At 67.4% G+C, this 21,713-nt stretch carries 19 protein-coding genes; 7 read left to right on the top strand and 12 right to left on the bottom strand.

The features are described 5' to 3' along the window. Positions 1–8 precede the first annotated feature (8 nt). Genes BHS09_RS27375 through BHS09_RS27360 form a run of 4 tightly spaced genes read right to left on the bottom strand, consistent with a single transcriptional unit; the run spans position 9 to position 2,936 of the window. Complete coding sequence (locus BHS09_RS27375) at positions 9–1,409, bottom strand: HAMP domain-containing sensor histidine kinase (RefSeq protein WP_140799521.1); 1,401 nt, start codon at positions 1,407–1,409, stop codon at positions 9–11. Further along, positions 1,406–2,086, bottom strand: coding sequence for a response regulator transcription factor (locus BHS09_RS27370; protein ID WP_140799520.1), 681 nt, complete (start codon positions 2,084–2,086; stop codon positions 1,406–1,408). The genes BHS09_RS27375 and BHS09_RS27370 overlap by 4 nt, the downstream gene beginning before the upstream one ends. A 15-nt stretch (positions 2,087–2,101) precedes the next feature. Continuing rightward, positions 2,102–2,323: a hypothetical protein gene (locus tag BHS09_RS27365; protein WP_140799519.1), complete on the bottom strand. Its 222-nt coding sequence runs from the start codon at positions 2,321–2,323 to the stop codon at positions 2,102–2,104. 46 nt (positions 2,324–2,369) lie between these two features. Next, positions 2,370–2,936 (bottom strand): periplasmic heavy metal sensor, encoded by a 567-nt coding sequence (locus tag BHS09_RS27360; protein WP_140799518.1) that lies wholly within the window; start codon positions 2,934–2,936, stop codon positions 2,370–2,372. Between the two features lie 349 nt (positions 2,937–3,285). Here BHS09_RS27360 and BHS09_RS27355 point away from each other — a divergent pair, with 349 nt between their 5' ends. Both BHS09_RS27355 and BHS09_RS27350 read left to right on the top strand, forming a co-directional pair. Further along, positions 3,286–3,486, top strand: a complete 201-nt coding sequence (locus BHS09_RS27355) for a cold-shock protein (RefSeq protein ID WP_011555276.1) — start codon at positions 3,286–3,288, stop codon at positions 3,484–3,486. A 191-nt stretch (positions 3,487–3,677) separates the two neighbouring features. Further along, a complete protein-coding gene (locus BHS09_RS27350; protein WP_011555275.1) occupies positions 3,678–4,052 on the top strand; it encodes a cupin domain-containing protein in 375 nt (124 codons plus the stop codon). Between the two features lie 2,292 nt (positions 4,053–6,344). Here BHS09_RS27350 and BHS09_RS27335 read toward each other — a convergent pair. From BHS09_RS27335 to BHS09_RS27325, 3 genes are all read right to left on the bottom strand, one after another. Then, positions 6,345–6,599, bottom strand: a complete 255-nt coding sequence (locus BHS09_RS27335; protein ID WP_237079859.1) for a YdeI/OmpD-associated family protein — start codon at positions 6,597–6,599, stop codon at positions 6,345–6,347. A 19-nt stretch (positions 6,600–6,618) separates the two neighbouring features. Then, positions 6,619–7,170, bottom strand: a complete 552-nt coding sequence (locus BHS09_RS27330) for a GNAT family N-acetyltransferase (protein WP_140794417.1) — start codon at positions 7,168–7,170, stop codon at positions 6,619–6,621. A 162-nt stretch (positions 7,171–7,332) separates the two neighbouring features. Next, positions 7,333–10,035, bottom strand: coding sequence for a winged helix-turn-helix domain-containing protein (locus BHS09_RS27325; protein ID WP_237079858.1), 2,703 nt, complete (start codon positions 10,033–10,035; stop codon positions 7,333–7,335). A 304-nt stretch (positions 10,036–10,339) separates the two neighbouring features. Between BHS09_RS27325 and BHS09_RS27320 the strand changes: the two genes are divergently transcribed. Both BHS09_RS27320 and BHS09_RS27315 read left to right on the top strand, forming a co-directional pair. After that, positions 10,340–13,225 carry a YncE family protein gene (locus BHS09_RS27320; protein ID WP_140799514.1) on the top strand — a complete coding sequence of 962 codons (2,886 nt, stop codon included), beginning with the start codon at positions 10,340–10,342 and terminating at the stop codon, positions 13,223–13,225. Between the two features lie 339 nt (positions 13,226–13,564). Further along, positions 13,565–14,014, top strand: a complete 450-nt coding sequence (locus tag BHS09_RS27315) for a hypothetical protein (RefSeq protein WP_237079856.1) — start codon at positions 13,565–13,567, stop codon at positions 14,012–14,014. 188 nt (positions 14,015–14,202) lie between these two features. Here the strand turns inward: BHS09_RS27315 and BHS09_RS27310 are convergent, their stop codons facing one another. From BHS09_RS27310 to BHS09_RS27290, 5 genes are all read right to left on the bottom strand, one after another. Next, positions 14,203–14,421: a hypothetical protein gene (locus tag BHS09_RS27310; RefSeq protein ID WP_140794413.1), complete on the bottom strand. Its 219-nt coding sequence runs from the start codon at positions 14,419–14,421 to the stop codon at positions 14,203–14,205. A gap of 232 nt (positions 14,422–14,653) precedes the next feature. After that, positions 14,654–14,797, bottom strand: coding sequence for a hypothetical protein (locus BHS09_RS39600; RefSeq protein ID WP_237077478.1), 144 nt, complete (start codon positions 14,795–14,797; stop codon positions 14,654–14,656). Between the two features lie 244 nt (positions 14,798–15,041). Then, entirely contained in the window at positions 15,042–15,311 is a 270-nt protein-coding gene (locus tag BHS09_RS39595) for a hypothetical protein (protein WP_237079855.1), read from the bottom strand. A 24-nt stretch (positions 15,312–15,335) separates the two neighbouring features. Continuing rightward, the gene (locus tag BHS09_RS27295; protein WP_228560528.1) at positions 15,336–15,833 is read right to left on the bottom strand and encodes a hypothetical protein; all 498 of its coding nucleotides are present in this window, start codon (positions 15,831–15,833) and stop codon (positions 15,336–15,338) included. A 242-nt stretch (positions 15,834–16,075) separates the two neighbouring features. Continuing rightward, on the bottom strand, positions 16,076–18,217 hold the full coding sequence (locus BHS09_RS27290; protein WP_140799511.1) for a S9 family peptidase: 2,142 nt from the start codon (positions 18,215–18,217) through the stop codon (positions 16,076–16,078). A gap of 127 nt (positions 18,218–18,344) precedes the next feature. Between BHS09_RS27290 and BHS09_RS27285 the strand changes: the two genes are divergently transcribed. From BHS09_RS27285 to BHS09_RS40075, 3 genes are all read left to right on the top strand, one after another. Continuing rightward, the gene (locus BHS09_RS27285; protein ID WP_237079854.1) at positions 18,345–19,415 is read left to right on the top strand and encodes a hypothetical protein; all 1,071 of its coding nucleotides are present in this window, start codon (positions 18,345–18,347) and stop codon (positions 19,413–19,415) included. Positions 19,416–19,524: 109 nt separating this feature from the next. Next, a complete protein-coding gene (locus BHS09_RS27280; protein ID WP_237079853.1) occupies positions 19,525–20,595 on the top strand; it encodes a hypothetical protein in 1,071 nt (356 codons plus the stop codon). A gap of 309 nt (positions 20,596–20,904) precedes the next feature. Beyond that, complete coding sequence (locus tag BHS09_RS40075; RefSeq protein WP_237079852.1) at positions 20,905–21,654, top strand: collagen-like protein; 750 nt, start codon at positions 20,905–20,907, stop codon at positions 21,652–21,654. The last annotated feature ends 59 nt before the right edge of the window (positions 21,655–21,713 follow it).

The raw sequence follows: 21,713 nt of genomic DNA, 5'->3' as shown, positions 1-21,713 counted from the left end.
TGAACGCGCTACGCGGCGGGGCGGCTCTCTGAATCCGGAGGGCCGTTCTTCCGCACGGTGAAGCCCACCCGTGCGCCGCCGCCGGGGCGGTTCTCCGCGAAGACTTCTCCGCCGTGGGCGTGCGCGATGCGCTGGACCAGCGCCAGGCCCAGGCCCAGGGAGCCCGCCTCGCGCGCCTCGGTGCCGTGGTCCTTCCGGTAGAAGGGCCGGAAGATGCGCTCGTCCTCGCCGGGCTGCAGCCCTGGGCCCCGGTCTTCCACGCAGAAGGCCAGGTGTTCGCCTCGCTCCTGGATGCGCAGTGCCTCGGCGCCGGTGCCGTGCTTGCGCGCGTTCTCCAGGAGGTTGGCCAGGGCGCGGCCCATTAGCGTCGCGTCTCCCACGAGCCCCGCGTGCTCCACCTCCACGGCCAGCAGGGAGCTCGCCAGCCCCGCGCGCTCCAGGGCCTGCGTGGCCAGCGTCTGGCCATCGAGGACACGCGGGGTGAGCTGGCCAAAGTCCAGCCGGGAGCTGGCCAGCAGCTCACCCACCAGGGCATCCAGCTCCACCACCTCGCGGTCCACCTGGTCCAGTGTCTTCGGATTGCCGCTACCGTCGCGGAGCAGCTCCGTCAGCACGCGCAGCCGGGCCAGCGGGGTGCGCAGCTCGTGGGACACGGCGGCGAGCAGCTCGCGCTGGTCCGCCACCTGCTTCTCGATGCGCCCCGCCATGTCGTTGAAGGCATCCGCCAGCACGGCGAACTCCCCCGTGACATGCGGCGCGACGTCCGCGCGTGAGTCCAGTCGGCCCGAACCCAGCTCTCGCGTGGCCCGCACCAGCTCATCCATGGGACGTGCGAGCCGCCGCGCGAGCTTGCCCGCGGCCAGCCACAGCACCATGCACGACAGCGCCAGCGGCAGCACCATCCGCAGTGGGCTCTTCGGACGGAAGCTGGCGTAGCAGGCGCGCACCGAGCCCAGGGTGATGCCATCGCGAATCACGGGCAGGTTGAACTCGGGCCGCCGGCACGGCTTCTCGGTCTGCGCCAGCATCGCGCCGGACGCGTCCCGCAGCTCCACGCCCACCTGCAAGTCCTTCTCGATGGACGCCACCAGCGCGTCCCGCCGGGCGGGTTCGTCCCAGACCTCCTCGAAGCGGTGGCCCACGAAGGTGCGCACGCGGTCGCCTTCCTGTTTCCAGGTGCCTCCACCCACCAGGCTCATCACCGTGGCCACCACGGCGCCGGTGGCGAGGATGGACAGGCCGAACCACATGAACAGGCGCCGGTGCAGCCGGGCGCGCACGAAGCCCCCCAGGCGGCCCATGTGCCAGTAGCCGTGCGGCGGATGCCGGTGTCCCCAGGGACCGCAATCATGCGGGTCGCCCCACGCGCCCCAGCCGCGCTTGTGCGCCCGGGGCCTGCCGCGTTTCACGGGCCCTCCTTGGCGAATACGTAGCCCACGCCGCGCACCGTCTTGATGAGGCGGGTGCCCACGTCACCGAGCTTCTGTCGTAGGTGGGAGATGTGCACGTCCACGGTGCGCTCGCCCACCACCGTGTCGCTGCGACCCGCTTCGCCCAGCAGGGCGTCGCGCGGAATGACGCGTCCGGCCCTGCGCACCAGCGCGACGAGCAAATCGAACTCCAGGCCCGTCAACTCCACGGCGCGCTCCTCCACGCGCACCTCGCGCCCGGCCACGTCGATGGACACGCCGCCCGACTCCAACCGGTCCGCCACCGCCGAGGGCTGCGAGCGACGCAGCACGGCCCGCAGCCGCGCCAGCAGCTCGCGGGGACTGAAGGGCTTGGGGAGGTAGTCGTCCGCGCCCAGCTCCAGGCCCACCACGCGGTCCGTCTCGTCGCCCTTCGCGGTGAGCATGATGACGGGGATGAGGCTCTTGGCGCGGATGCGCTTGCAGACCTCCAGGCCGTCCATGCCGGGCATCATCACGTCGAGCAGCACCGCGTCGAAGGCACTGGCCTCCAGCGCCGCCAGCCCCCGTCCGCCATCCGCCGCGTGAGTGACGCTGAGGCCGTTCTGCCCGAGGTACTGCTCGAGCAGCTCGTACATCCGGGTGTCGTCGTCGATGAGCAGGACGCGCGTGGACATGAACCGCCTTCTACTTCAGGGGGAGGCCGTGTGGATGGACACGCGGGTTGCCGGCGGGGGAGTCACCCCTCGCTGGCCGGAGGGCTCCCACCTGCCGTGGGGGCTCCATCCGTGCTCCCAGGCGACGTGGTGACAGTGGCGGAGGTGATGGCGGTGACGGGCCACGCTGGCGAAACCGGAGGCATAGCCTCCAACGGTGCCCAGGGCGAGCAGGACGATGAGCAGACGGCGGCGCATGGAATCTCTCCTTCAAGGACGACGAAAGGGGGCGTTGGTTCGGGGCTCACACCCCACGCGCGTCATCGCGTCCCCAAGGGCCGTGGCCGTCCCCGTGGCGATGGCCGCCGCGGCCGAATGCTCCGCCTCGCCAGCCGCCGGGGCCGCCACAGCGGTGGTGCCAGCCGCCATGGCCTCCGCGCCAGCCGTAGGCGGAGCCGAAGCCGTGCTCGAGGAGGTCCGCGAGCTCACGGCGCTGCCGTGGGTCCAGCGCCTCATGGACCTGGGCGAGCGAGCCCTGCACCGTGCGGCGCACGTTGTCGATGGCGACATCGTGGCGAGTGAAGAGCTCGCGCAGCGCGGCGCCGTCGAAGTGCTCACCGCGCAGCGCGGTGCCCAGGGCGGTGCGGCTGGGGCCTGTCTCGTCACGGGCCTTGGCGAAGGCCTCCATGACATCGTCGGCGGCCTTGAGGAGGACCTTCTCCTGGCCAGGCGATGTATCCAGCCGCTCGAAGAGCCAGCGCAGGCGTCCACGCGAACTCCAGCGGCCCCTGCGGTGATACCCGTGGCGCCCGCCACGGACCGTGTAGATGAGGCCGGCGAGGCAGGCGGTTCCGAAGAGAAACCCGAACATGGCTCCACGCTCCCAATGAGGCCGTCCCCTGGGGGCGGCGCTGGTGGTGACGAGCGGGAAGGTAGAGGGCGGGTATGAAGGCTACGCCCGCGCGCGGTGAAGAAGTGTGAAGACGGCCCCGGGGGAGGGGTGGGGGGAGTGAGGGGAAGAAGACGCCTTGCGGCCCTGGTGGGAGGGACGGGGGAAATGGAGTGTCCGGTGGCGGACGGCTGCTTGCCCGGAAGGCGGTTGCCCGGTGGACAGGAGGCGCCAGGAAGTTTGTCGTTGGGGGGCCGGGGCGGTGTCCGCTCCGCACACGTCGATCGGGCAGCCCTTGGCGGCGGCCTCAAAGCAGAAGGAAGAAGGTCACATGGCAATCGGTACCGTGAAGTGGTTCAACGACGCCAAGGGGTTCGGCTTCATCGCGCAGGACAACGGTGAGGACGTGTTCTGCCACCACACTGCCATCAACATGGATGGCTTCCGCACCCTCCAGGAGGGGCAGCAGGTGGAGTTCGAGGTCACGCGTGGCCCCAAGGGGCTGCAGGCGCAGAACGTCCGCGCCGTCTGAAGCACCCGCAGGCCACCCTTGAGTGTGCCCGAGGCCCGGTCTCCCAGCAGGGAGGCGGGGCCTTCGCATGTCTGGCCCCTGACGCGCCGTGCTGGCGGCCCGTGCTGGGTGCCCGTCGGCTCCTGGATGCCTTCCTTACCTTTTTCGGCAGACGCGCGGCACATCCGCCGCCATCCAACGGAGACGAAGGCATGGGCGACACCAGCGTGAAGAAGGTGGAGAGTCGGCACTCTCCCAAGGGCGAGATGGGGCAGAAGTATCTGGCGTCTGGCGTCCGCCTGTCGATGCGGCTGTGGGAGGACGAACCGCCCGGAGAGCCGGCGCCCGCTACCGCGAGGGACTACGAAACGGTGGGCTTCGTCCTCAAAGGCCGCGCGGAGCTGCACCTCGAAGGACAGGTCATCCTGCTCAACCCTGGTGACTCCTGGCTGGTGCCTCGTGGCTCCAGTCACACGTACAAGGTGCTGGAGACCTTCTCAGCCGTGGAAGCCACCAGTCCGCCCGCGGCCGTGCACGGCCGGGATGAGGGCAAGGACGCGGGGACGAAACCGCCCGCGAAGGCGTGAGACCCGAGAGGGTCCGCGCTGCCTACTTGGGTTGAAACGGGGCCGGAGCGGCCTGGACGCTGCACGAATACCTGGGCTGGAGCCCTGCTTTGGGTTGGCAGACCAGCAGCGGAGACGTAGGGGCTCCCTCGTCGAGCGGAGCAGGGGGGCTGCTGAATGTGCAACTGGCACTGCTGTGGGTCCGCCAGTGGCACTGGTCTGCGGAGAGTGCTTCCGGAGGCTCCCACTTTGACGTGCGGCTCTTGTTTTCGTCGCACGCCACTTCAGCGCGCTCTGGCTCGACGCATCGGAATCGCGGGCCGTCGTCGGGGTATGGCCTCGATACCTCGAGACGCTTGCACCAGTGGAGTTGGACTTGCTGTTTGCAACGCGCGTCGACCGAATAGGCGGGCGTCTGAATCAGCTCGAACGGCTTGCCTGCCCATGACCTTCCCACCATGACCAGTCGTTGCCCATTCGAGGCAGCGTTGGAGTGGGTGAGAAACGGCCGACGGGCTTTCATCAAGGCGAGCGCCTTGCGCGCTTCATGGGGAATGATGGGGGCCTTCCCAGGAGGGGAAATCAAGCTGCTTCCAATGCGTTCCACGTCGCAGGGGTCGCAGGACACGGATTCGCGCTGGACCACGGCCGGAATGGAAGGGAGTTTCCCCGTTGTGAGCCAGACCCACTCCGCATCATCCAGAGAGGCCATGGGCCGGCTGCGGGAGCAGTGCCAGATCAACCTGGGATACTCTGGCTCGGCGTAGATGAGATACACCGCTTCGTCCCGGAACCGGATTCGGCAGTCGCCTCCACCACCCTGGGGAAGATTGAACTTCTCGCCCGTGACGACAGGGCCCTTGATGACCTCAAGGACTTCGACGTCCACGGTTCCTAAGTAGGGACCGCTGGGGACCGGGATGACGCGAGCTCGGTAGATGGCGCTCGCACGCTCACGCGCCACCTTGAGGTCGTTGTGAAGGTTACCCCCGCCCGCGATGCAAACACACGCCTGCGCCGGTGTCGGCCACAGGCAGACCGCGATTGCCGCGATGAGTATCGTGGAAAGGGCTCTCATGACCGTCAGTCTACTGGTGTCTTCCGTTGCCAGAAGGCACGTTGTGCAGTCTTCAAGGGACAATGGAAACCGGATGCGGGGGGTGCGCCGTTTCAACTCGACACGAGTGGCGTTTGGCGCCAAGGCTTGCGCTGGGGCTGCATACCAGTAATGGCGACGTCGGTGCTTCTTGCGGAAGTCGTGTTCCCGTTCCTTCCAAGCGGCACTGGGGGCTGTCGGGCGCGTACCAGTCGCAGTTCTCGGCGGGAGGAAGTGCCTCCACAGGCTCCCACGCGGCGGTGCGGCTCAGCGATTCGTTGCACTCCAGGGTGGAGATACCGGGCTCGACGCATCGAAAAATAGGGTGTGCGCCCGGCCCCGAGGCCCAGACATTCAGGCGCGAGCACCAGCGAAGGTAGACCTTCTGTACGCAATGCTCATCGGTGGTGAAGTACGGCGTTTGAACCAGTTCGAAGAATCTTCCATCCCATGACCTGCCCACCGCCATGTTCCGAGACAAGTCTGATGGCTGTGTCGAGAATGTGAAGAAAGGCCGTCCAGTCTTCATTGCGGCGTCCGCTTCATCTCCCCACACGGAACAGACAAGGGGTGCACCGGGCGGTGAGCTCAACCGGCCACCTATTTTGTGGGTGTCGCAAGGCTCGCACGAAACGGATTCGCGTTGCATCGCAACGGGAATGGGTGGGAGCTTTCCCGTGCTGAGCCATCGCAGCTCAGAGTCCTCTTTGGATGTAATTCGCCGTGTGCGAGAGCAGTGCCTCACTGACCTGGGACCATCGGAGCCCGCGTACATGAGGTATTCTGATTCGGCCCGGAATCCAATGGTGCAATCGCCACCGCCGCCCGATGGGAGCTCGAACTGCTCACCCACGATGACTTTGCCCTTGAAGACTTCCAAGACCTCAATGACGGCGGTTCCTCCGAAATGAACGGGCGTCACGGAGAGGATGCGAGCGCGGTAGATCGCATTTGAATATTGCTGGGCTTCTCTCAGGTCGCGAGCGATATCGCCGGAACCTTGTGAGCAACTGCAGGCGTGTGCTTCGGTGGGCGACATCCAAACCGAGGCCACTGTTAGGAGAAGCGCGAGCCGCGTCATCATTCCATGTAGTCTAACGTATCGTATTCATCGGGTCTTCTGGGGAACTTGGGGCAGGCGATGGGAACATCCGCACGCTCCAGTGTCATGAGACCCATTCAGACACATAGGGGCTCGCTGGCGGCGAGCCCCAGCGCTACTTCCGCCCGCCAGACCACGCCATGTTCATGTACTTCGTTCCGCCAGCCAGTTCGTCCAGCATCTGGTCGAGCCGCTTCTGCTGCGTCGCCTCGAGCTTGGCCCGGGCAATCCAGCCGAGATAGTCGTTCTGCTGGTACGGAGGCCGCGCTTTGTATGCCTCCATGAGCCCGCGCTTGACCAGCGCTGCCCGGACATTCGCGGGCATCGGCTGAATGTCGCGCTTGAGCGTCGGGTGCTTCGCGGTGGCCATGGTCATGCCTCCCCGTGAATCACCGAGCGCCCATCTTCACCGGTGCCAGGCGCTCGAACATGAGCGAGGGCTCTCCCTTGTAGCTTCCCTGTCCCGTCTGCCGGAAGCCGCACTTGTCGGCGACGCGGATGGACGCCGCATTCTCGGGCGCGATGATGCACACCACGCGCTCAGGGCTGAGCTGGGCATCCGCCCAGGTGAGGGCCGCGCGTACCGCCTCGGTGGCGTACCCCTTGCCGTGGAACCCGGGGGCGAGCACCCAGCCTGCCTCGGGCCCGGCGCCCTGGGACGGCTGCATGTCGCGGTGGAAGTCGCCCAGTCCCACCTCGCCCACGAGGCGGCCCGTCGCCTTTTCACGCACCACCCAGAAGCCGTAGCCCAGCAGGTCCCAATGGCCCACGTAACGCAGGAGCCGGGACCACATCTCTTCGCGTGTGGACGGCTTGCCGCTGATGTAGCGGACCACCGTGGGGTCACTCCACAGCGCGAGGCACTCCTCGTAGTCCTCGAGGCTGTGACCCTTCATGACGAGGCGCTCGGTCTCGACGGTGGGGATGGTCGCTGCGGGCACGGACGCTCCTCCTGGGGCCTGGGGCCCCGCCGCGCCTGCCACACGATGCGGTGGCGCGGATGCTCCCATTCAACCGCCCCCAGGCCTCTCATGCCAGAGGACAACTGTCCATGTCCGGGCGCGGCGTGGAAGGAACGTTCATTCCACGGACGGGCCGGGCCTTCACAGGTTCCGCTGCAACCGCTCCTGGGCCTTGACGATGGCGGCGGTGCGCGTGGTGACGTCCAGCTTGGCGAACACGTTCCGCAGGTGCCACTTGGTCGTGGAGAGCGCGACGTTGGAACGCTCGCTGATTTCCTGATTGCTCAGCCCCTGTGCGAGCAGCTTGAGCATCTGGAGCTCGCGCTCGGTGAGTGGCTCCAGGGGCGCGGAAGGTGGAGCCGCGAACTCGCGAGGCACGCGGGCTCCCGCGGACAGCAGGTCCTGGTACCGCGTGGTGTACCGGTCCGGAAACGCGTAGCTCAGCTTCCGCTGCCGGGCGGCCGCGATGACGACCTCCTGCAGGCCGGGCGTCTCGTCGAACACGCTGCGCCCGAAGCCGAAGCGCTGCGCCAGCGCGAAGCCCCGGTTCAACGCGGCGAATGCGGCCATCGCGTCACCCGCGCGCCAGTGGCACACCGCGATGGTGGCCAGCAGCGCCGTCTCGCGTGACACGTAGCCCACCTCGTGCACGCTGGCTCGCAGCACCTCCAGAATCGCGTGCGCCTTGTCGTGGCGGCCGCGCACCATCATCACCCACGCCTGCGCGAGCCCGAGCCGCTCCCACGTCTCGTCGTAGAAGCGCTTCTCGCTCCACTCGCCCCGGCGCATGCGCTCGCCCAGGCCGAACTCCTGGGCCACCACCCGCATTCGCGCGGGCGCCTGCTCCACCAGGTAGAGGCGAATCTTCTCCCCGCATACGTGGGCCAGGAATCGCGTCTGGTGACCGCACTCGAGCACGCCGTGGAGGTAGTCCAGGAGCCGGTACGCCTCTGCGTACTTCCCGCGAACCGTCTTGATGCGGGCCAGCATGAGGTAGGCGAGCGCGAACGTCTCGAACACGGAGGCCTGCGGGAGCAGAGGCAGCACCTCGACACAGAGCGCCTCGGCTTCGTCGAGCCGGTTCTGCTCGTAGCGAGCGTTGGCCAGCGCCGTGGCCGCATTCACCCAGACGGGATTGCGCCGTCCACGACTCGCACGCTCGAAGGCATCCTCGCACCGCGCCGCAGCGTCCTTCATGTTCCCCTGCGCCCGGTCCGCCAGTGCGACAAGGACATCCGTGTACCCGACCAGGAACGGATTGTTGTGCCCCTGCAACGTCTCCCGAGCGCTCAGTGCGAGCCGGCGCATCGCATCGAAGCGGTTCATCCGGAGCGCCTGGTAGGCCTTCGCCGCCAGCACGGCGCCCGCCATGAAGACGTCCGACTCTTCGGAGCCCGGTGACGCGTCCAGGTCCATGCCAGAGTCCGGAGCCGAGTCGGACAGCACGGCATGAAGCAGCGTGAGGTGTGCGAGCCGCTTCGTCAGCCGCTCGCGTTCGGGGGCAGCCACCTCATAGACTGTGTCGAGGTGGTGCTGGGCATCCCGCAGCGCCGCGGTCGCATGCGCGAAGCGGCGGGACAGGATGAGGCAGGCGATGTGGCCCACGCAGATGGCTGGCGACCGGATGACCTCCTGAGCCGTCAGCTTCGCGGTCCAGTGGAGGACGGAGGCAAGCTCGCCCTCGCGCATCCACGCCTCCATGCAGCGTGCGGTGAGCGCGAGACACCAGCCCCTGTCTCCCGAGGCGAAGGCGTGCGTCAGCGCCTCGTCCGGCATCTGGTTCTCCGCGAACCAAGCGCTCGCCGCACGGTGCAGCCGAGGGACGCGGTCGGCGTAGTCACAGGCGAGCTGGGCGCGCAGCACCTCGAGGAACAGTGGATGGTACCGGTACCACTGCCGCTCGGCGTCGAGCGCCTGGATGAACAACTGTGAGCGCTCGAGCTGCCCCAGCAGTGCGTGTCCTCGGGTGATGCCAAGCAGCGCGTTGCACAGCGCGCCATGGAGTTGCTCCACCACGGAGCTCAGCACCAGGAACTCGCGCACCTCCTCGGACTGCTCGCGCAGCACCGCGTCCGCCAGATAGCGGGCAACGTCGTGATTGGAGCCAATGGCCTTCTTCAGCGCATCGCTCACGCTCGCGTGCTCACCCGCGGACAGCAGCGCCAGCTTGACGCCAGCGACCCAGCCTTCCGTCCGCGTGCGGAGGGAGTCGATGTCCTCCGGTGTGAGCACCGCGCCGCACAGGCGCAGGCCCAGCTCGCGGATGGCCTCGCCATCCAGGTTCAAGTCCCGGCCGTCGAGCGTCACCAGTTGCTCGGTGAGCTTCAGCTTGGCCAGGTCCAGCTCGGGGATGTTGCGCGACGAGACGACCCAGTGCACGTGCGGCGGTGAGTGGTCCATCAGGTACGAGAAGGCCCGCACCAGTGGGCGCTCGCGCAGGACATGGAAGTCGTCCAGCACCACGACGAGCTCGCGGCCCAGGCTCCACAGGCTTTGCAGGATGACGGCCGTCGCGTGCTCGGGCTGGCTCGTGCTGTACGCGTCGAAGTCTGGAGTGGCCCGGCGAATCGCCCCGACCAGGTATGCGAAGAACCGCTCGGGGGCGTTGTCCTGCTCGTCCAGCGACAGCCAGGCAAGCAGGTGCGGCACGCGTGCTTCGCGGTACCACTGCGTCAGCAGCGTCGTCTTGCCGGAGCCGAGCGGGGCCGTCACCAGCACCAGCTTCCCGCTCACCCCATGGTCGATCCTCCGCAGGGCGGCGCCACACGGCACCAGCACGGATGCCGCCCGGGGAGGGGAGAGCTTCGTGGGGAGCAGATCCGGAGCGTTTCGAAGGCTCGGCATGAGCACGTCCCTCTTTGGCCGGGTGCGTCAGTCACTAGACCACGGAAAACGGGTGAACCGGGTTGAGGTACGCGAAGGCAACCCCGCAATGAGTGTCACGAAATGGACACCGCAATGCGTTACACACGCGGTTTCGCGGCTTTGCGGCGCCGGGCGCTCGCGAGCAAGGCCTGACGCGCCGTGCCGGTGACTGCCTTTGGGCGTGGGGAGGGGCCGTTCCCCCTCCCTTCGGTGGGGGCGTTGTCGCGAAGTCCACTGCTAATCCATGGACAGCAACGTTTCCCCGTCTCGTGAGGAGGTCCCTATGGTGGGTACTCAGCAAGTGGGCGTGCGCAGGAGTTGTTGGCGCGCTCGCGCCGTCTCGTTGTGCGCCGTGGTGTCTTTGTTGGCTGCATTCACCGCCACGGCCCAGGTGCCCTCGTTCATCACGTTCGACAGCGCGCACGTGCGTCCCCTGGCGCTCTCCCCGGACGGGACGCGGTTGTTCGCCGTCAACACGCCGGACAACCGCTTGGAGGTCTTTTCCATCAGCAGCGCGGGGCTCTCGCTCATCGCGGCGGTGCCGGTGGGCCTGGAGCCCGTCGCTGTCGCCGCGCGCAGCGACACGGAAGTCTGGGTGGTCAACCACCTGTCGGACAGCATCAGCGTGGTGAGCCTGGTGGGCACGCCGCGGGTAGTGCGCACGCTGCTCGTGGGCGATGAGCCGCGCGACATCGTCTTCGCCGGCACCAACGGTCATGCCTTCATCACCACCGCGCACCGGGGGCAGCACCGCACCGACCCGTCCATCGCCGCGGTTCCCGGGTCGGGAGACCCGAAGCTGACCACGCCTGGCGTGGGGCGCGCGGACGTCTGGGTCTTCAACCCGGCTTCGCTCGGGGCGACGCTGGGCGGTACGCCCCTGCGCATCGTGACGCTCTTCGGCGACACGCCGCGCGGGCTCGCCACCAGCCCGGACAAGAAGACTGTCTATGCGGCCATTGCCCAGTCCGGCAATCAGACGACGTCCGTCAGCCTGGGGAGCGTCTGCGACGGGTTCAAGGAACGGGACATGTGCCTCGTCTTCCCCGACACCCCGCCATTCGGCAACAACCTGATGCCGGGCGGATTGCCTGGGCCCGCGACGAACTTCGAGGGCGCGAAGGCGCCGGAGACCGCCCTCATCGTGAAGTGGAACAGCGCCGCCGGGCAGTGGCAGGACACGCTGGGCCGCAACTTCAACAACGGCGTGCGCCTGCGTCTGCCGGACAAGGACGTCTTCGCCATCGACGCGGACACCCTTCAGGAGACGGCTTCCTTCTCGGGTGTGGGCACCACCCTCTTCAACCTGGCCACCAATCCGAAGTCGGGCGTGGTGTATGCGTCCAACAGCGAGGCCAACAACCTGACCCGCTTCGAGGGCGCCGGTGAATACGGCGGCAGCACGGTGCAGGGCAACCTCGCGCAGATGCGCATCACCGTCATCTCCGGGGGCACGGCCTACCCTCGGCATCTCAACAAGCACATCGACTACTCGAAGCTGGCGGGGAAGCCCGGCTTCGACCCCTCGGTGAAGAACCACAGCCTCTCCACGCCGACGGAGATGGTCGTCTCCCGGGATGGCACGAAGCTGTACGTGGCCGCGTTCAGCTCCAGCAAGATTGGCGTCTACGACACGGCGTCGCTGGAGAGCAATGCGTTCGACCCTCGCACCGCGAGCGCCAACCACATCCCGGTGAGTGGCGGCGGGCCCAGCGGTCTGGTCCTGGACGAGGCTCGCAATCGCCTCTACGTGATGACCCGCTTCGACAACGCGGTGAAGGTCATCGACCTGGCCACCAAGGCGCAGCTGTCCTCGGTGTCGCTCTACAATCCGGAGCCCGCCTCCGTCGTCCAGGGCCGCCCGTTCCTCTATGACGCCAACTTCTCATCGGCCAACGGTGAGTCGTCGTGCGCCAGTTGCCACATCTTCGGTGACAAGGACGAACTCGCCTGGGACCTGGGCAACCCGGATGCGACGGTGACGGCCAATCCCATCAACATGCGCCTCGCGAGCGACCTGGAGATTGGCATCTTCCGTGCTTTCACCGGCCACCCGAGCTCGCCCCTCAACGGAACGGGGAAGCAGAACGAGTTCCACCCGATGAAGGGGCCCATGACGACGCAGACCCTGCGCGGCATGACGAATCAGGGCGCCATGCACTGGCGGGGTGACCGTTCAAATGGCTTCTTCGGTGTCGATGCCGGCGGGGAGGAGATGTCCTTCAAGAACTTCATCGTCGCCTTCCCGGAGCTGCTGGGCCGCGCGTCCATGCCCACCGAGGCGGAGATGGACAAGTTCACGGCCTTCCAACTCCAGGTGCAGCTGCCGCCCAACCCCATTCGCAGGCTGGACAACGCGCTCACGGCTTCGCAGAAGGCGGCGAGCGACTTCTACTTCGGCAGCCGCCGGGTGGACGGCATCGCGATTGGCGATGACAACGGGTTCAACTGCAATGGCTGCCACACGATTGACGGTGCGCAGGGCTTCTTCGGCACGGATACCCGTTCCAGCTTCGAGGGCATCAGCCAGATCATGAAGATTCCCCACGTGCGGACCATGTACACGAAGGTTGGCATGTTCGGCTTCCCGGACAGCAGCTTCTTCCTGCATCCGGAGACGGGGCAGGTGGGTGACCAGGTTCGCGGCTTCGGCTTCACGCATGACGGCGCGGTGGACACCCTGTTCCGCTTCTTCAGCGCCATCGTGTTCTCCAACACCAGCATTGGTGGGCCCCTCGTGGGCTTCCGGAACGACACCGAGCGTCGCCAGATGGAGGACTTCATGCTGGCGGCGGACACCGACCTGGCGCCGATTGTCGGCCAGCAAGTGACGCTCACGGCATCGAATGCCGCCAACGTGGGGGCGCGCATCGACCTGCTGATTGCGCGGTCCCGAGCGCAGTTCGCGTCCAAGGTTCTCGGTGGCGCGACCTACGAGGCTGACGTGGTGGCGAAGGTAGCCGTCGGCAGCCGGGTGAAGGGTTTCCTGTACGAACGGGGTCCCGGGACCTGGAAGCCCGATGACGGCGGCGCGAACATCTCCACCGCGGCGCTCCGGGCGCTGGCGAACACCGCGGGGCAGGAGGTGACCTTCACCGCGGTTCCTCCGGGCTCCGGCAGGCGCATCGCGCTCGACCGGAACCTGGACGGCAGGCTCGACGGCCAGTAGCCGGCGAACGTGTTGACCTTGGCGGGAGCTGAGATGGGTGCAGTCGCAACCCACCGGTGTCTCAATACGCCGGTGGGCTTGCCAGCTGTTGCCTCCCTTTGCACTGAGCCAGCACCGGGCCCGAGGCTCGGAGGAATGTGAGTCTTGTGGCGCGTACGGGCGAGACGGCGTGCTGGGTCCTTCTGGCGGGCCGCTGGAGGGGACGCTCCGCGCCTGGGGGGCACCCGCCGTCCCCGGTTCCGTGTCGCCCCAGGCATCGGTCATTCATCCTACGGACGGAAGGCCGATGTCTGTAGAAGGGCGTGTCCCATAATGTCCTCCGTCATGGACACACGCGCCATGACGGAACGCCTCACCATCGCGACGCCCTGCGAGATGCGCTGGGAGGACATGAAAGGGGATGCACGTGTCCGGCACTGTGGTGCCTGCAGGCTCTCCGTCCACAACCTGAGCGAGATGACCACGCTCGAGGTGGAGGCGCTGCTCCAGCCCGGTGGAAGTGTCTGTGTCCGGCTCTACCGCCGACCGGATGGGACCGTCGTCACGGGGGATTGCCGTCGCATCTGGAGCCAGCAGCGAGAGGAGGCGGTCACACTCTTGGGCACGGCGGCGACCGTGGTGGCCGCGCTTTCATTCCTCGTCTTGATTGGCTTGCTGACGATCACCCTCTACGGCGACCACATCCGGCGCATGTTCGGCAGTGCCACCGCGGGAGCCTTGCCGGCCACGTCGCCGCCCGCCGTGAGCGCGCCTTCCCCCGTGCTGGGGGGCACAGGGCTCCATGACTAGCGAGCAGCCGAGGCGGCCGGCTGTCAGGGCCGTTGAGGCGGCACTCTGCACGCGGCATGTCCCATGATGATGTCGCCGTCGACGGTGCTCGTGGGCGTCGGCGTCCATCCGGATGCAAGCCGGGCATCGAGGAGTTCATCTGCGCTGGGTCGGTGGTCCCACACGGAGACCGCAGTGACTCCGCCCAGTCAGGTCGTGTCAAAGACGAGGTAGCTGCCTTCCATCCACGGCATCACCACGTCGTGGGTGAACTCGTCCTGGACGATGACCTCCGTGACATCGCGCGGCGGCGAGCTCGCGAAGCCCCAGCGCACGACGTCCTGGAGCAGCGTGAGGGATGCCAGCTCCTTTTCCAGGGCGGAGCGCGCTTCCTGAGGCAGCGCAGCCCGGTCGGTCAGAGGCACCATGGTGTCAGCCTACCTCGGAATCGAAGCATCGGGCAGGCAGTCGTGCTGCCCCTGTCACGCGTACAGCGCGCCGAAGCGCTGCCGCTTGGCCTGGTCATCCCAGGCCAAGCGCAGCACCTCTTGGACACTGTCCTCGACGGGGTCCTCGATAGCGTGCTGTGACATGGTGTGGTGCGTCCCCTGTTGTCCGAGCAGAGGACGGAGCCAAATACGATGCGGCGGTGAACGAGGCTCAGTACCGGACCGTCGCGGTGTAGGCGAAGTGGTCGGAGCCGTACTTCTCCAGTCGCTCGGCGGGGCCGGTACCAATGCCCTGGCTGACGTAGCGCTGGTCAATGGGCACGGCTGCGACGCCCGCCGTGCGCAGGTGATTCATCCCGGGGATGTAGGACGACCCAGTTCACGAAGCGTGACGGCGTCTCGCCTGCCGTGCCTCCGTGCGTGAGCCGGGACCCGTCACCCGTTTTCTCGAACTTGTTCTTACGCCAGGAGATGGCGATGGAGTTGCGAGCGGCGAGCCGGCACCACATGGGGGCGCTGGAGCGCCAGCCCATCCAGGACGTCTCGGAGCCACTCGCCATACGCGTTGTTCGCCACCGAAGGCCGCACATCCGCGCTCTTCACCGACTGGCCGACGACGTCCACCGCGTGAAGACGGAACTGCTCCAGCAGGGGGCCAGCTCGTGGAGCACATGCGCGGAGCTCGCGAGCGCCCCGTGGAGGACGACCACGTTGGGCGCGGCTTCTGGACCGCCTACCAGCACATGTGTGTCACCGACACGGGTCTGCACCGTCCGGCTCTCCGTGGGCACCCGCAGGCGGCCGCGGAAATGGTCGTGCCACCGGGAGAGCACGGCCTTCGCGTGCTCACCCTTGAATGCCGATTTCATCGGGCCATCATCGCATGTCCTGCCCTAGAACCGGTGTACCGCCGTGAGCCTCACGACGGGATGCAGCGTCTGCGTTGTCTCGACGGTGCGCTCGGGCTTCGAAAGCAGACACCAGGAGAACAGCGTGCAGGTCGCGGAGCGCGGCAGCTCGGTCTCCTGCCGGAGGTGGCTGAACCCAGCGCCGCCCGCCAGGGCGATATGCCACTGGTTGCCCAGCTGCTGCGAATACCCGACCAGTCCGCTGACGGAGGCGCGGAGCTTCGATACATCCTCATCCGCGTCGAAGAAGGTGCCATCGCCCTGGACGGACAGGAAGGGGCCCTGGAAGGGCCTCCCGGTCAGATAGACGCGGCCGCCAGCCTGGAGGCCCGTCGCCTTCAGGTTCACGCCCACGTGCCCGCCTGCGAACACCGAGATGAACGGTGACAGGGGCTGCTCGATGTCCACGATGAAGGCCATCGACGCAGGGGAGACGGAGTCCACCGAGAGCGAGTGCACGCCCAGGGCCGCCGCGCTGCTCAACCTCTGGGTTCCCCCATGGACAGCGGAAGGCGCGGAATGGGGTGCGACAGGCGGTTCTTCCTGGGCGTGCGCGAGCATCGGCGCGGACACGAGGCCAGCAAGAGCACGGACGCGAAGGGAGTTGAGATTCATGTGCCCATACCCATCAAGGGGCATGCCAACGCGAAACCGCACGAAATAACTGAAGGCCGCGTCAGCCACTGTGCATGCAGTTGCACAAGTGCGAAGCCGTGCTCACGGTTTCAGGGGCTCCGTCGGAGGTACTGGTCCAGGAAGGAGAGGATTCTCACGGAGGTCTCCGCTTCGCTCTTCGTGCTGCTGAAGCCATGGCCATCGTTGGGGAGGACGAAGTAGTCGACGGGCACGCCGTTCTTCCGGACGGCCTCGACGAGTGCGTCCGTCTTGGCCTTGGGCACGCGCGGGTCGTTGGCGCCCTGGATGACGAGCAGGGGCCTGCGAATCTTCTCCGCGTGGAACAGCGGGGAGATTTCTCGAAGCATCGCCTCCTGCGTCTGGGGGTTGCCCAGTTCCTGGTAGAGCGCCTCGCGCAGGGCCTCCTTGTGGGGCGGCAGCTCTCTCAGCGCGCTCAACCAGTCTGAGATGCCGAACGCATCCACGCCCACGGCGAAGACGTCGGGATGGAACGCCAGCGCCGCGAGCACCATGTATCCGCCGTAGCTGGGGCCCATGATGCCCACGCGCGCGCCATCCACGTAGGGGAGGGCGGACAGGTACTTCTTCGCTTCGACGCAGTCCTGGAGCGGTGCCTTGCCGTGCTGCTGGTCATCCGCCGCGAAGAACGACTTGCCGTAGCCCTCGCTGCCCCGGTTGTTGACGGCGAGCACCACGTAGCCGTGGTGGACGAGGAACTGGAAGAAGCTGCTGTAGCCCTTGGAAGACTGTCCTCCCGGTCCCCCATGGACGAAGACGATGGCGGGGGCGCGCCGCTTCGCGGTGGCCTGATGGGGCTTGTAGAGCAGCGCCGGAATCTCCAGCCCGTCGAAGGACTTGAAGCGCACCCGCTCCGACTCCACCAGGTGCTGGGTGTCCAGAGTCCGGCCCAGCGTGTCCGTCAGCCGGGTGAGCTTCTTCGTCTCGAAGTCGTAGACGTACAGGTTGCCGGGCGAGCGGTCTCCGTCGACGTGGAAGGCCATTCGCTTCTCACCGCGGGACAGGCTCACACCGGAGAGCGCCCCCTCTGGAATCCCTGGCAGGGGCACGCGCCTGCCGGCCTTCACGTCGTGGACCCGAAGCGTGGTGCGGCCGTCCTCGTTGACGCGTGTGATGCGCCACGTGCCACGTCGCGAGAACACCGTGGAGAGCACGTCCCAATTCAGCTGCTCCACCAACTCGCGCTTCCCGGTGGCGAGCACGTGGCGCTCCACGCGAATGAACTCGGAGCCCTCGTTGGTGAGCAGGTACAGCGCGGAGGACGCCGGGTCGAAGGTCGCCGCCTTCCAACTGGCCGAGCCCTCGTGCGCGGTGACGTGCCGGCGCTGCTGGGTGGCGAACTCGTAGAGGTAGACGTCGCTGTCGGACAGCGTCCGTGACTTCTCCAGCGCCAGCCACTTCTCGTCCGGGGAGAGGGCGCCGGGCACATGCTCGCCATCGCCCGCGTAGAGCAGGGTGCGGGCATACGTCTTGGCGTCGTAGCGGTAGAGGTCCTGGAAGCGTGCGTCGCGCTCGTTGGTGAGGACGTAGAAGGCGGCGCCATCCTGGCTCCAGCCGAAGAAGGATGCGCGGTGCTCGTCGCCCGGAGTGAGGTCCTTCTCCTGGCCGTCCAGCGTGCGCACGTAGAGGTGGGCGAGTTCGTTGCCTCCCGAGTCTCGCGTGAAGAGGACGCGGTCATCGGTGGGGAAGTAGGCGACGGCGATGGAGGCGTCCTGGGTGGAGCGGGTCAACTGCGTGGGCTTTCCGCCTGTCACCGGGACGGAGAAGACATTGAAGACGCCGGTCTCGTTCGACGAGTACAGCACCCGCTGCTCATCCGAGGAGAAGGACGCACCGAGCACGGAGGTCGTCTCCATGAACTGCTCGACGGTGTAACGCTTTGCCGGGCCTGTGGGCCTGGTCGTCCCGGCGCGGGGAGCGGATAGTGCCAGTGAGGGAAGGACCACGATGGCGACAAGGGCTCGCGTGAGGGTGGACCAGGAGGTCATGGGGGTTCCACAAGTCGGGTGGTGGAGCAGGGGAGTGCAAGAGACTGTGGCGTGATTGGGGGTGGGAGACGAGTTTCCAGATGGAAGGCGTTGCACCGCGCCAGGAGGAGGGCTCAGGGCACACCCCTGGCCATTGCCTGCGTCGGGTGCGAGGTTGGCTCCGGCGCACAGCCGCCAGTCCCCACTGCTCCGGTGCTGGAAGGCGCTGCGAAGCGGCGGTGGCACCCGCGTAGGGGCCGCGCCAGGACGCCGCTGTCAGGAACGGACCGGCCCGGGCTCTCGTCCTCAGAGGAAGCGGGCCTCTGCACCGGTCTTGCACTGACATCCAGGCTCACCGGTGGAGGAGGTTCCCATGCGATGGATGCGCACGTTGACGTTGGGTGTGCTGGCGATGTCGGGCGGCTGTACCGAGAGCAAGGTGGCGGAGGACCAGGACATCGTCCTGAGTGGACGACTCATTGACGAGGCGGGCGCTCCGCTCTCGGACACGCTGCTGAAGCTCTACCGCAGTGAGAACTCCTCGTGCGCGTTCGCTGCCTTCTCGGCGAGCTGGAGGTCGGTGAAGACCCGCGCCGATGGCACCTTCGAGGTCGACCTGCTGGGGGCGGACACCCGCAACGGGAGCATCGCGCGTTGCTTCGTGGCCCGCTCGCCCGAGCAGTCCCAGGGCAGGAGCGTTTCGGCCTTCTTCCTCATCCAGCAGTCGGAGGTGGCGCTGCCCGTCTTCCAGGAGTGGACCGGCACGCTGACGGCCACCGCGGAGGCGCAGGGAGTGAGCGTGGGCTTCCGGCCGCTGTCCGCCACCCACGGTGCCGGGAACGATGAGCACGTGCTGTACCTCCACCCGTCGAGCGGCAGGGAGGCCTGGCAGGTGCTCAAGGCCACCTCGCCGGTCCTCCTGAGCGACTACGTCCTCGAGGACGCGGAGGGGCTCAAGGCCTCCGTCACGACCGCGCGCGAGGCGAAGGCGGGAGGCGTGACGGTCGGCCTCACCTATTCCAGTGATGACGTTGTCCTGCCTCGCCGTGCCCTCGTCCCGGCAAGCCGTGGTGCGGCGTGCACCTACCTGAACGCCGAGACGCCCTGCCGCGTCACCAACGGCGACCTCGGAGGGATTGTGCTCTTCCAAGAGGGAGTCCGTGAAGTCGCCGTGCAGCTCTCGCGGTCCGTGGTGCCTCGCAAGGCCGTGCTGCGCAACTTCGGGGTGTCGGGCACCATGAGCGAGCTGGTGCTGGAGGGAAGCGCCGACGGCGCCCAGTGGATGCCTCTGGCCAACTTGCTCGATGGCGCCGGTGTGCAGTCCTTCATGGAAGTGGACCTCACGGGCACGACACCGGTGTCGCAGGTCCGTGTTCGGGCAACTCCGCAAGAGGCGGTGGGAGCGTTGCGCTCGCTGGGGCAGCTCTCACTCTTCGAGGAGTGACAGGACCGCGGTCAGGGTTTTTCGTTTCTCGGTGAGGGAAATCGGGGCTCGGCTCCGTTCAGGGGAGTGACGGCGAATGAGCGCCGTCCTTCCTCACGGAGTTCCCGCTATGACGTCGCCCCGTTCATTCCGAGCGCTGGCCTGCACTGGTGCCCTCAGCCTCCTGGGGGCATTCCCCGTATGGGCGGCGCCCACCGAGTCGTCCGGACCGCGCGAGATTGCCCGTATCGGGACGTCTGACAGCCATGTGCTCTGGCTCGAGGGAGACGGGGGCGCGGTCAACGTGGCCGTCGTCGCCCAGTATCCGCAGCGTCCACTCGTGGCCCCTCGTTTCTTCCAGACACACTCGGCGGCGGAGGTGTTCCTGGCCGTGGCACCCGAGGGGCACGCGGTGCCCTCGGCCCTGGCGGGCCACGCGCTCGTCGCGATGGATGAGGGCGAAAGAGCGCAGCTCCGGCGGCAGAATGAGGCAGAGCTCTCCGCCTTGCCGACCACCTTCCCCGATGAGCCCCGCTCGCTTGCCGGGGGCTGCTCGGCCTCGAACCGCGCCTGGGCTGCCTCCGTCTATGGAGACCCCACCTGCGGGGACCCCAGCCAGGAGGTCATCCACACGGCCTTCACGAGCGACTACTACTGCAATTCCCCGGACTGTGACTTCCCACTCGGAAGTGAGGACGGCGGCGACTGCTCCCCTCAGTTGTTCGCATGCGACAAGGTTCGGGGCACCGCGACGCGAGTCCGTCTGCGCGCCACCAACTGGAACGGCCCCCTGTCGTTCAGTCATTCAGGGCACTCCATGCACTTCGCCGTGCTGAACTGCGCGGGCAATGGGCCGGTGACCTTCAACTTCAGCCGAGGCGCAGGAGCCGACAGCGTGCAGCTCACGCCTGGACAGATGTGGAACGTCAAGCTCGGAGCGACGGTCGCTCCGGCCCTCGCCGCAAAGCGCGTCACCATGGGCCGGTGGACCGAGGGCCTGCCCGCGAGCGGCGACTCGTACGTCTCCAACGCCATGTCGGTGGCCGACAATTCGGGCACGACGGACGACGTGATTGCCTGCGGAGACATCATCACCCGCTACACCATGTCGGACCTGACCGTCCCCGCCTGCCACAACTACGCTGACCTCGCGCTCTGCAACGGCACGAACTGCAGCAACGCCTGCTATTACACTTGGTAAAGGGAGGGCTGCTGCGCCCCCCGCTTCCGGACGGCCTTGCTCCGCGCGCTGGCAAGCTGCTAGGGCACGCGCCCGTCAATGATCAAGACCTCCTTCGGGCGAGCACTCCTCCCGCTGTTGCTGTGCTGTTTGTTCACCACCGCTTGTTCCTCTGAGGGGCCCGTGGGCCCCCAGGGGCCGGCGGGACCGCAGGGGCCCCAGGGCCCCGAAGGCGGACCTCCGGGGCCGCGGGGGGCCGTGGGGCCGCGCGGAGAGCAGGGCCTGACGGGCCCACAAGGCCCGATGGGCGTGGAAGGCCCGCGCGGCGTCATGGGCCCCCAGGGTTCGCAGGGGCCCAAGGGCGACACGGGCGAGCAGGGCCCGCCTGGCGCGACGGGCGCGCAGGGCCCCCAGGGGCCCCGGGGCGACACCGGGCCGGCGGGCCCCATGGGCCCTGTGGGGGAGTCGCCGGAGATCTGCACGCCGGGAGAGTTCTTCTGCGAGGGAACGAGGCTGTGGGCCTGCACGCGCTCGGGCACCGACGCCGTGCTGAACACGAAGTGTGCGGGTGGCACGACGACGAATCCCACGGGGTGCTTCACGACCGCCTGCGCTCCCGGCGACGCGGCGTGCTGCCGCACCGAGAAGCCCACCTGTCAGTGGACCATGAGCCGCCCCATCACCAGCACGGGCGCGGGCTACGAGAACGCCTATGGCGGCGTCGTCACGCCTGAGAGCTACTACTGCTACGCGCCTTCGAGCTGCCTCGCGACGGATACCTTCACCGTGCAGATGGGAATCACGGGCAATGAGAGCATCACCTGTGGCGCGGTCTTCTCGATGCTGGTCATCCGCGTGACCCGGCCCATGACGACGCCGGGGCAGGTCTTCACCCTGCCGAATTCAAGGGTGTCGCTCTCCCTGTACGCGGATGAAAACGGCCGGGCATGCTCGAACTGGACGGGCACCGTTACCTGGCATTCCGAGGTTCCGGCCTGGAGCGTCAGCGTCAACGCGACCTGCTCGGAGACAGGCAAGAGCCACATCCAGCTTGTGGGCTCCTACAGCGGCGACACCTGAGCCTCCCACGGCCCGCCCACGCCCTGTCCTCACCCGACTGGGCGTGGCTGCTGGACGCT

Source organism: Myxococcus xanthus, from assembly GCF_006402735.1.
GTDB lineage: Bacteria > Myxococcota > Myxococcia > Myxococcales > Myxococcaceae > Myxococcus > Myxococcus xanthus_A.
Note: the sequence above shows the minus strand (reverse complement) of the source record. Positions and strands in the feature narration are given on the sequence as shown.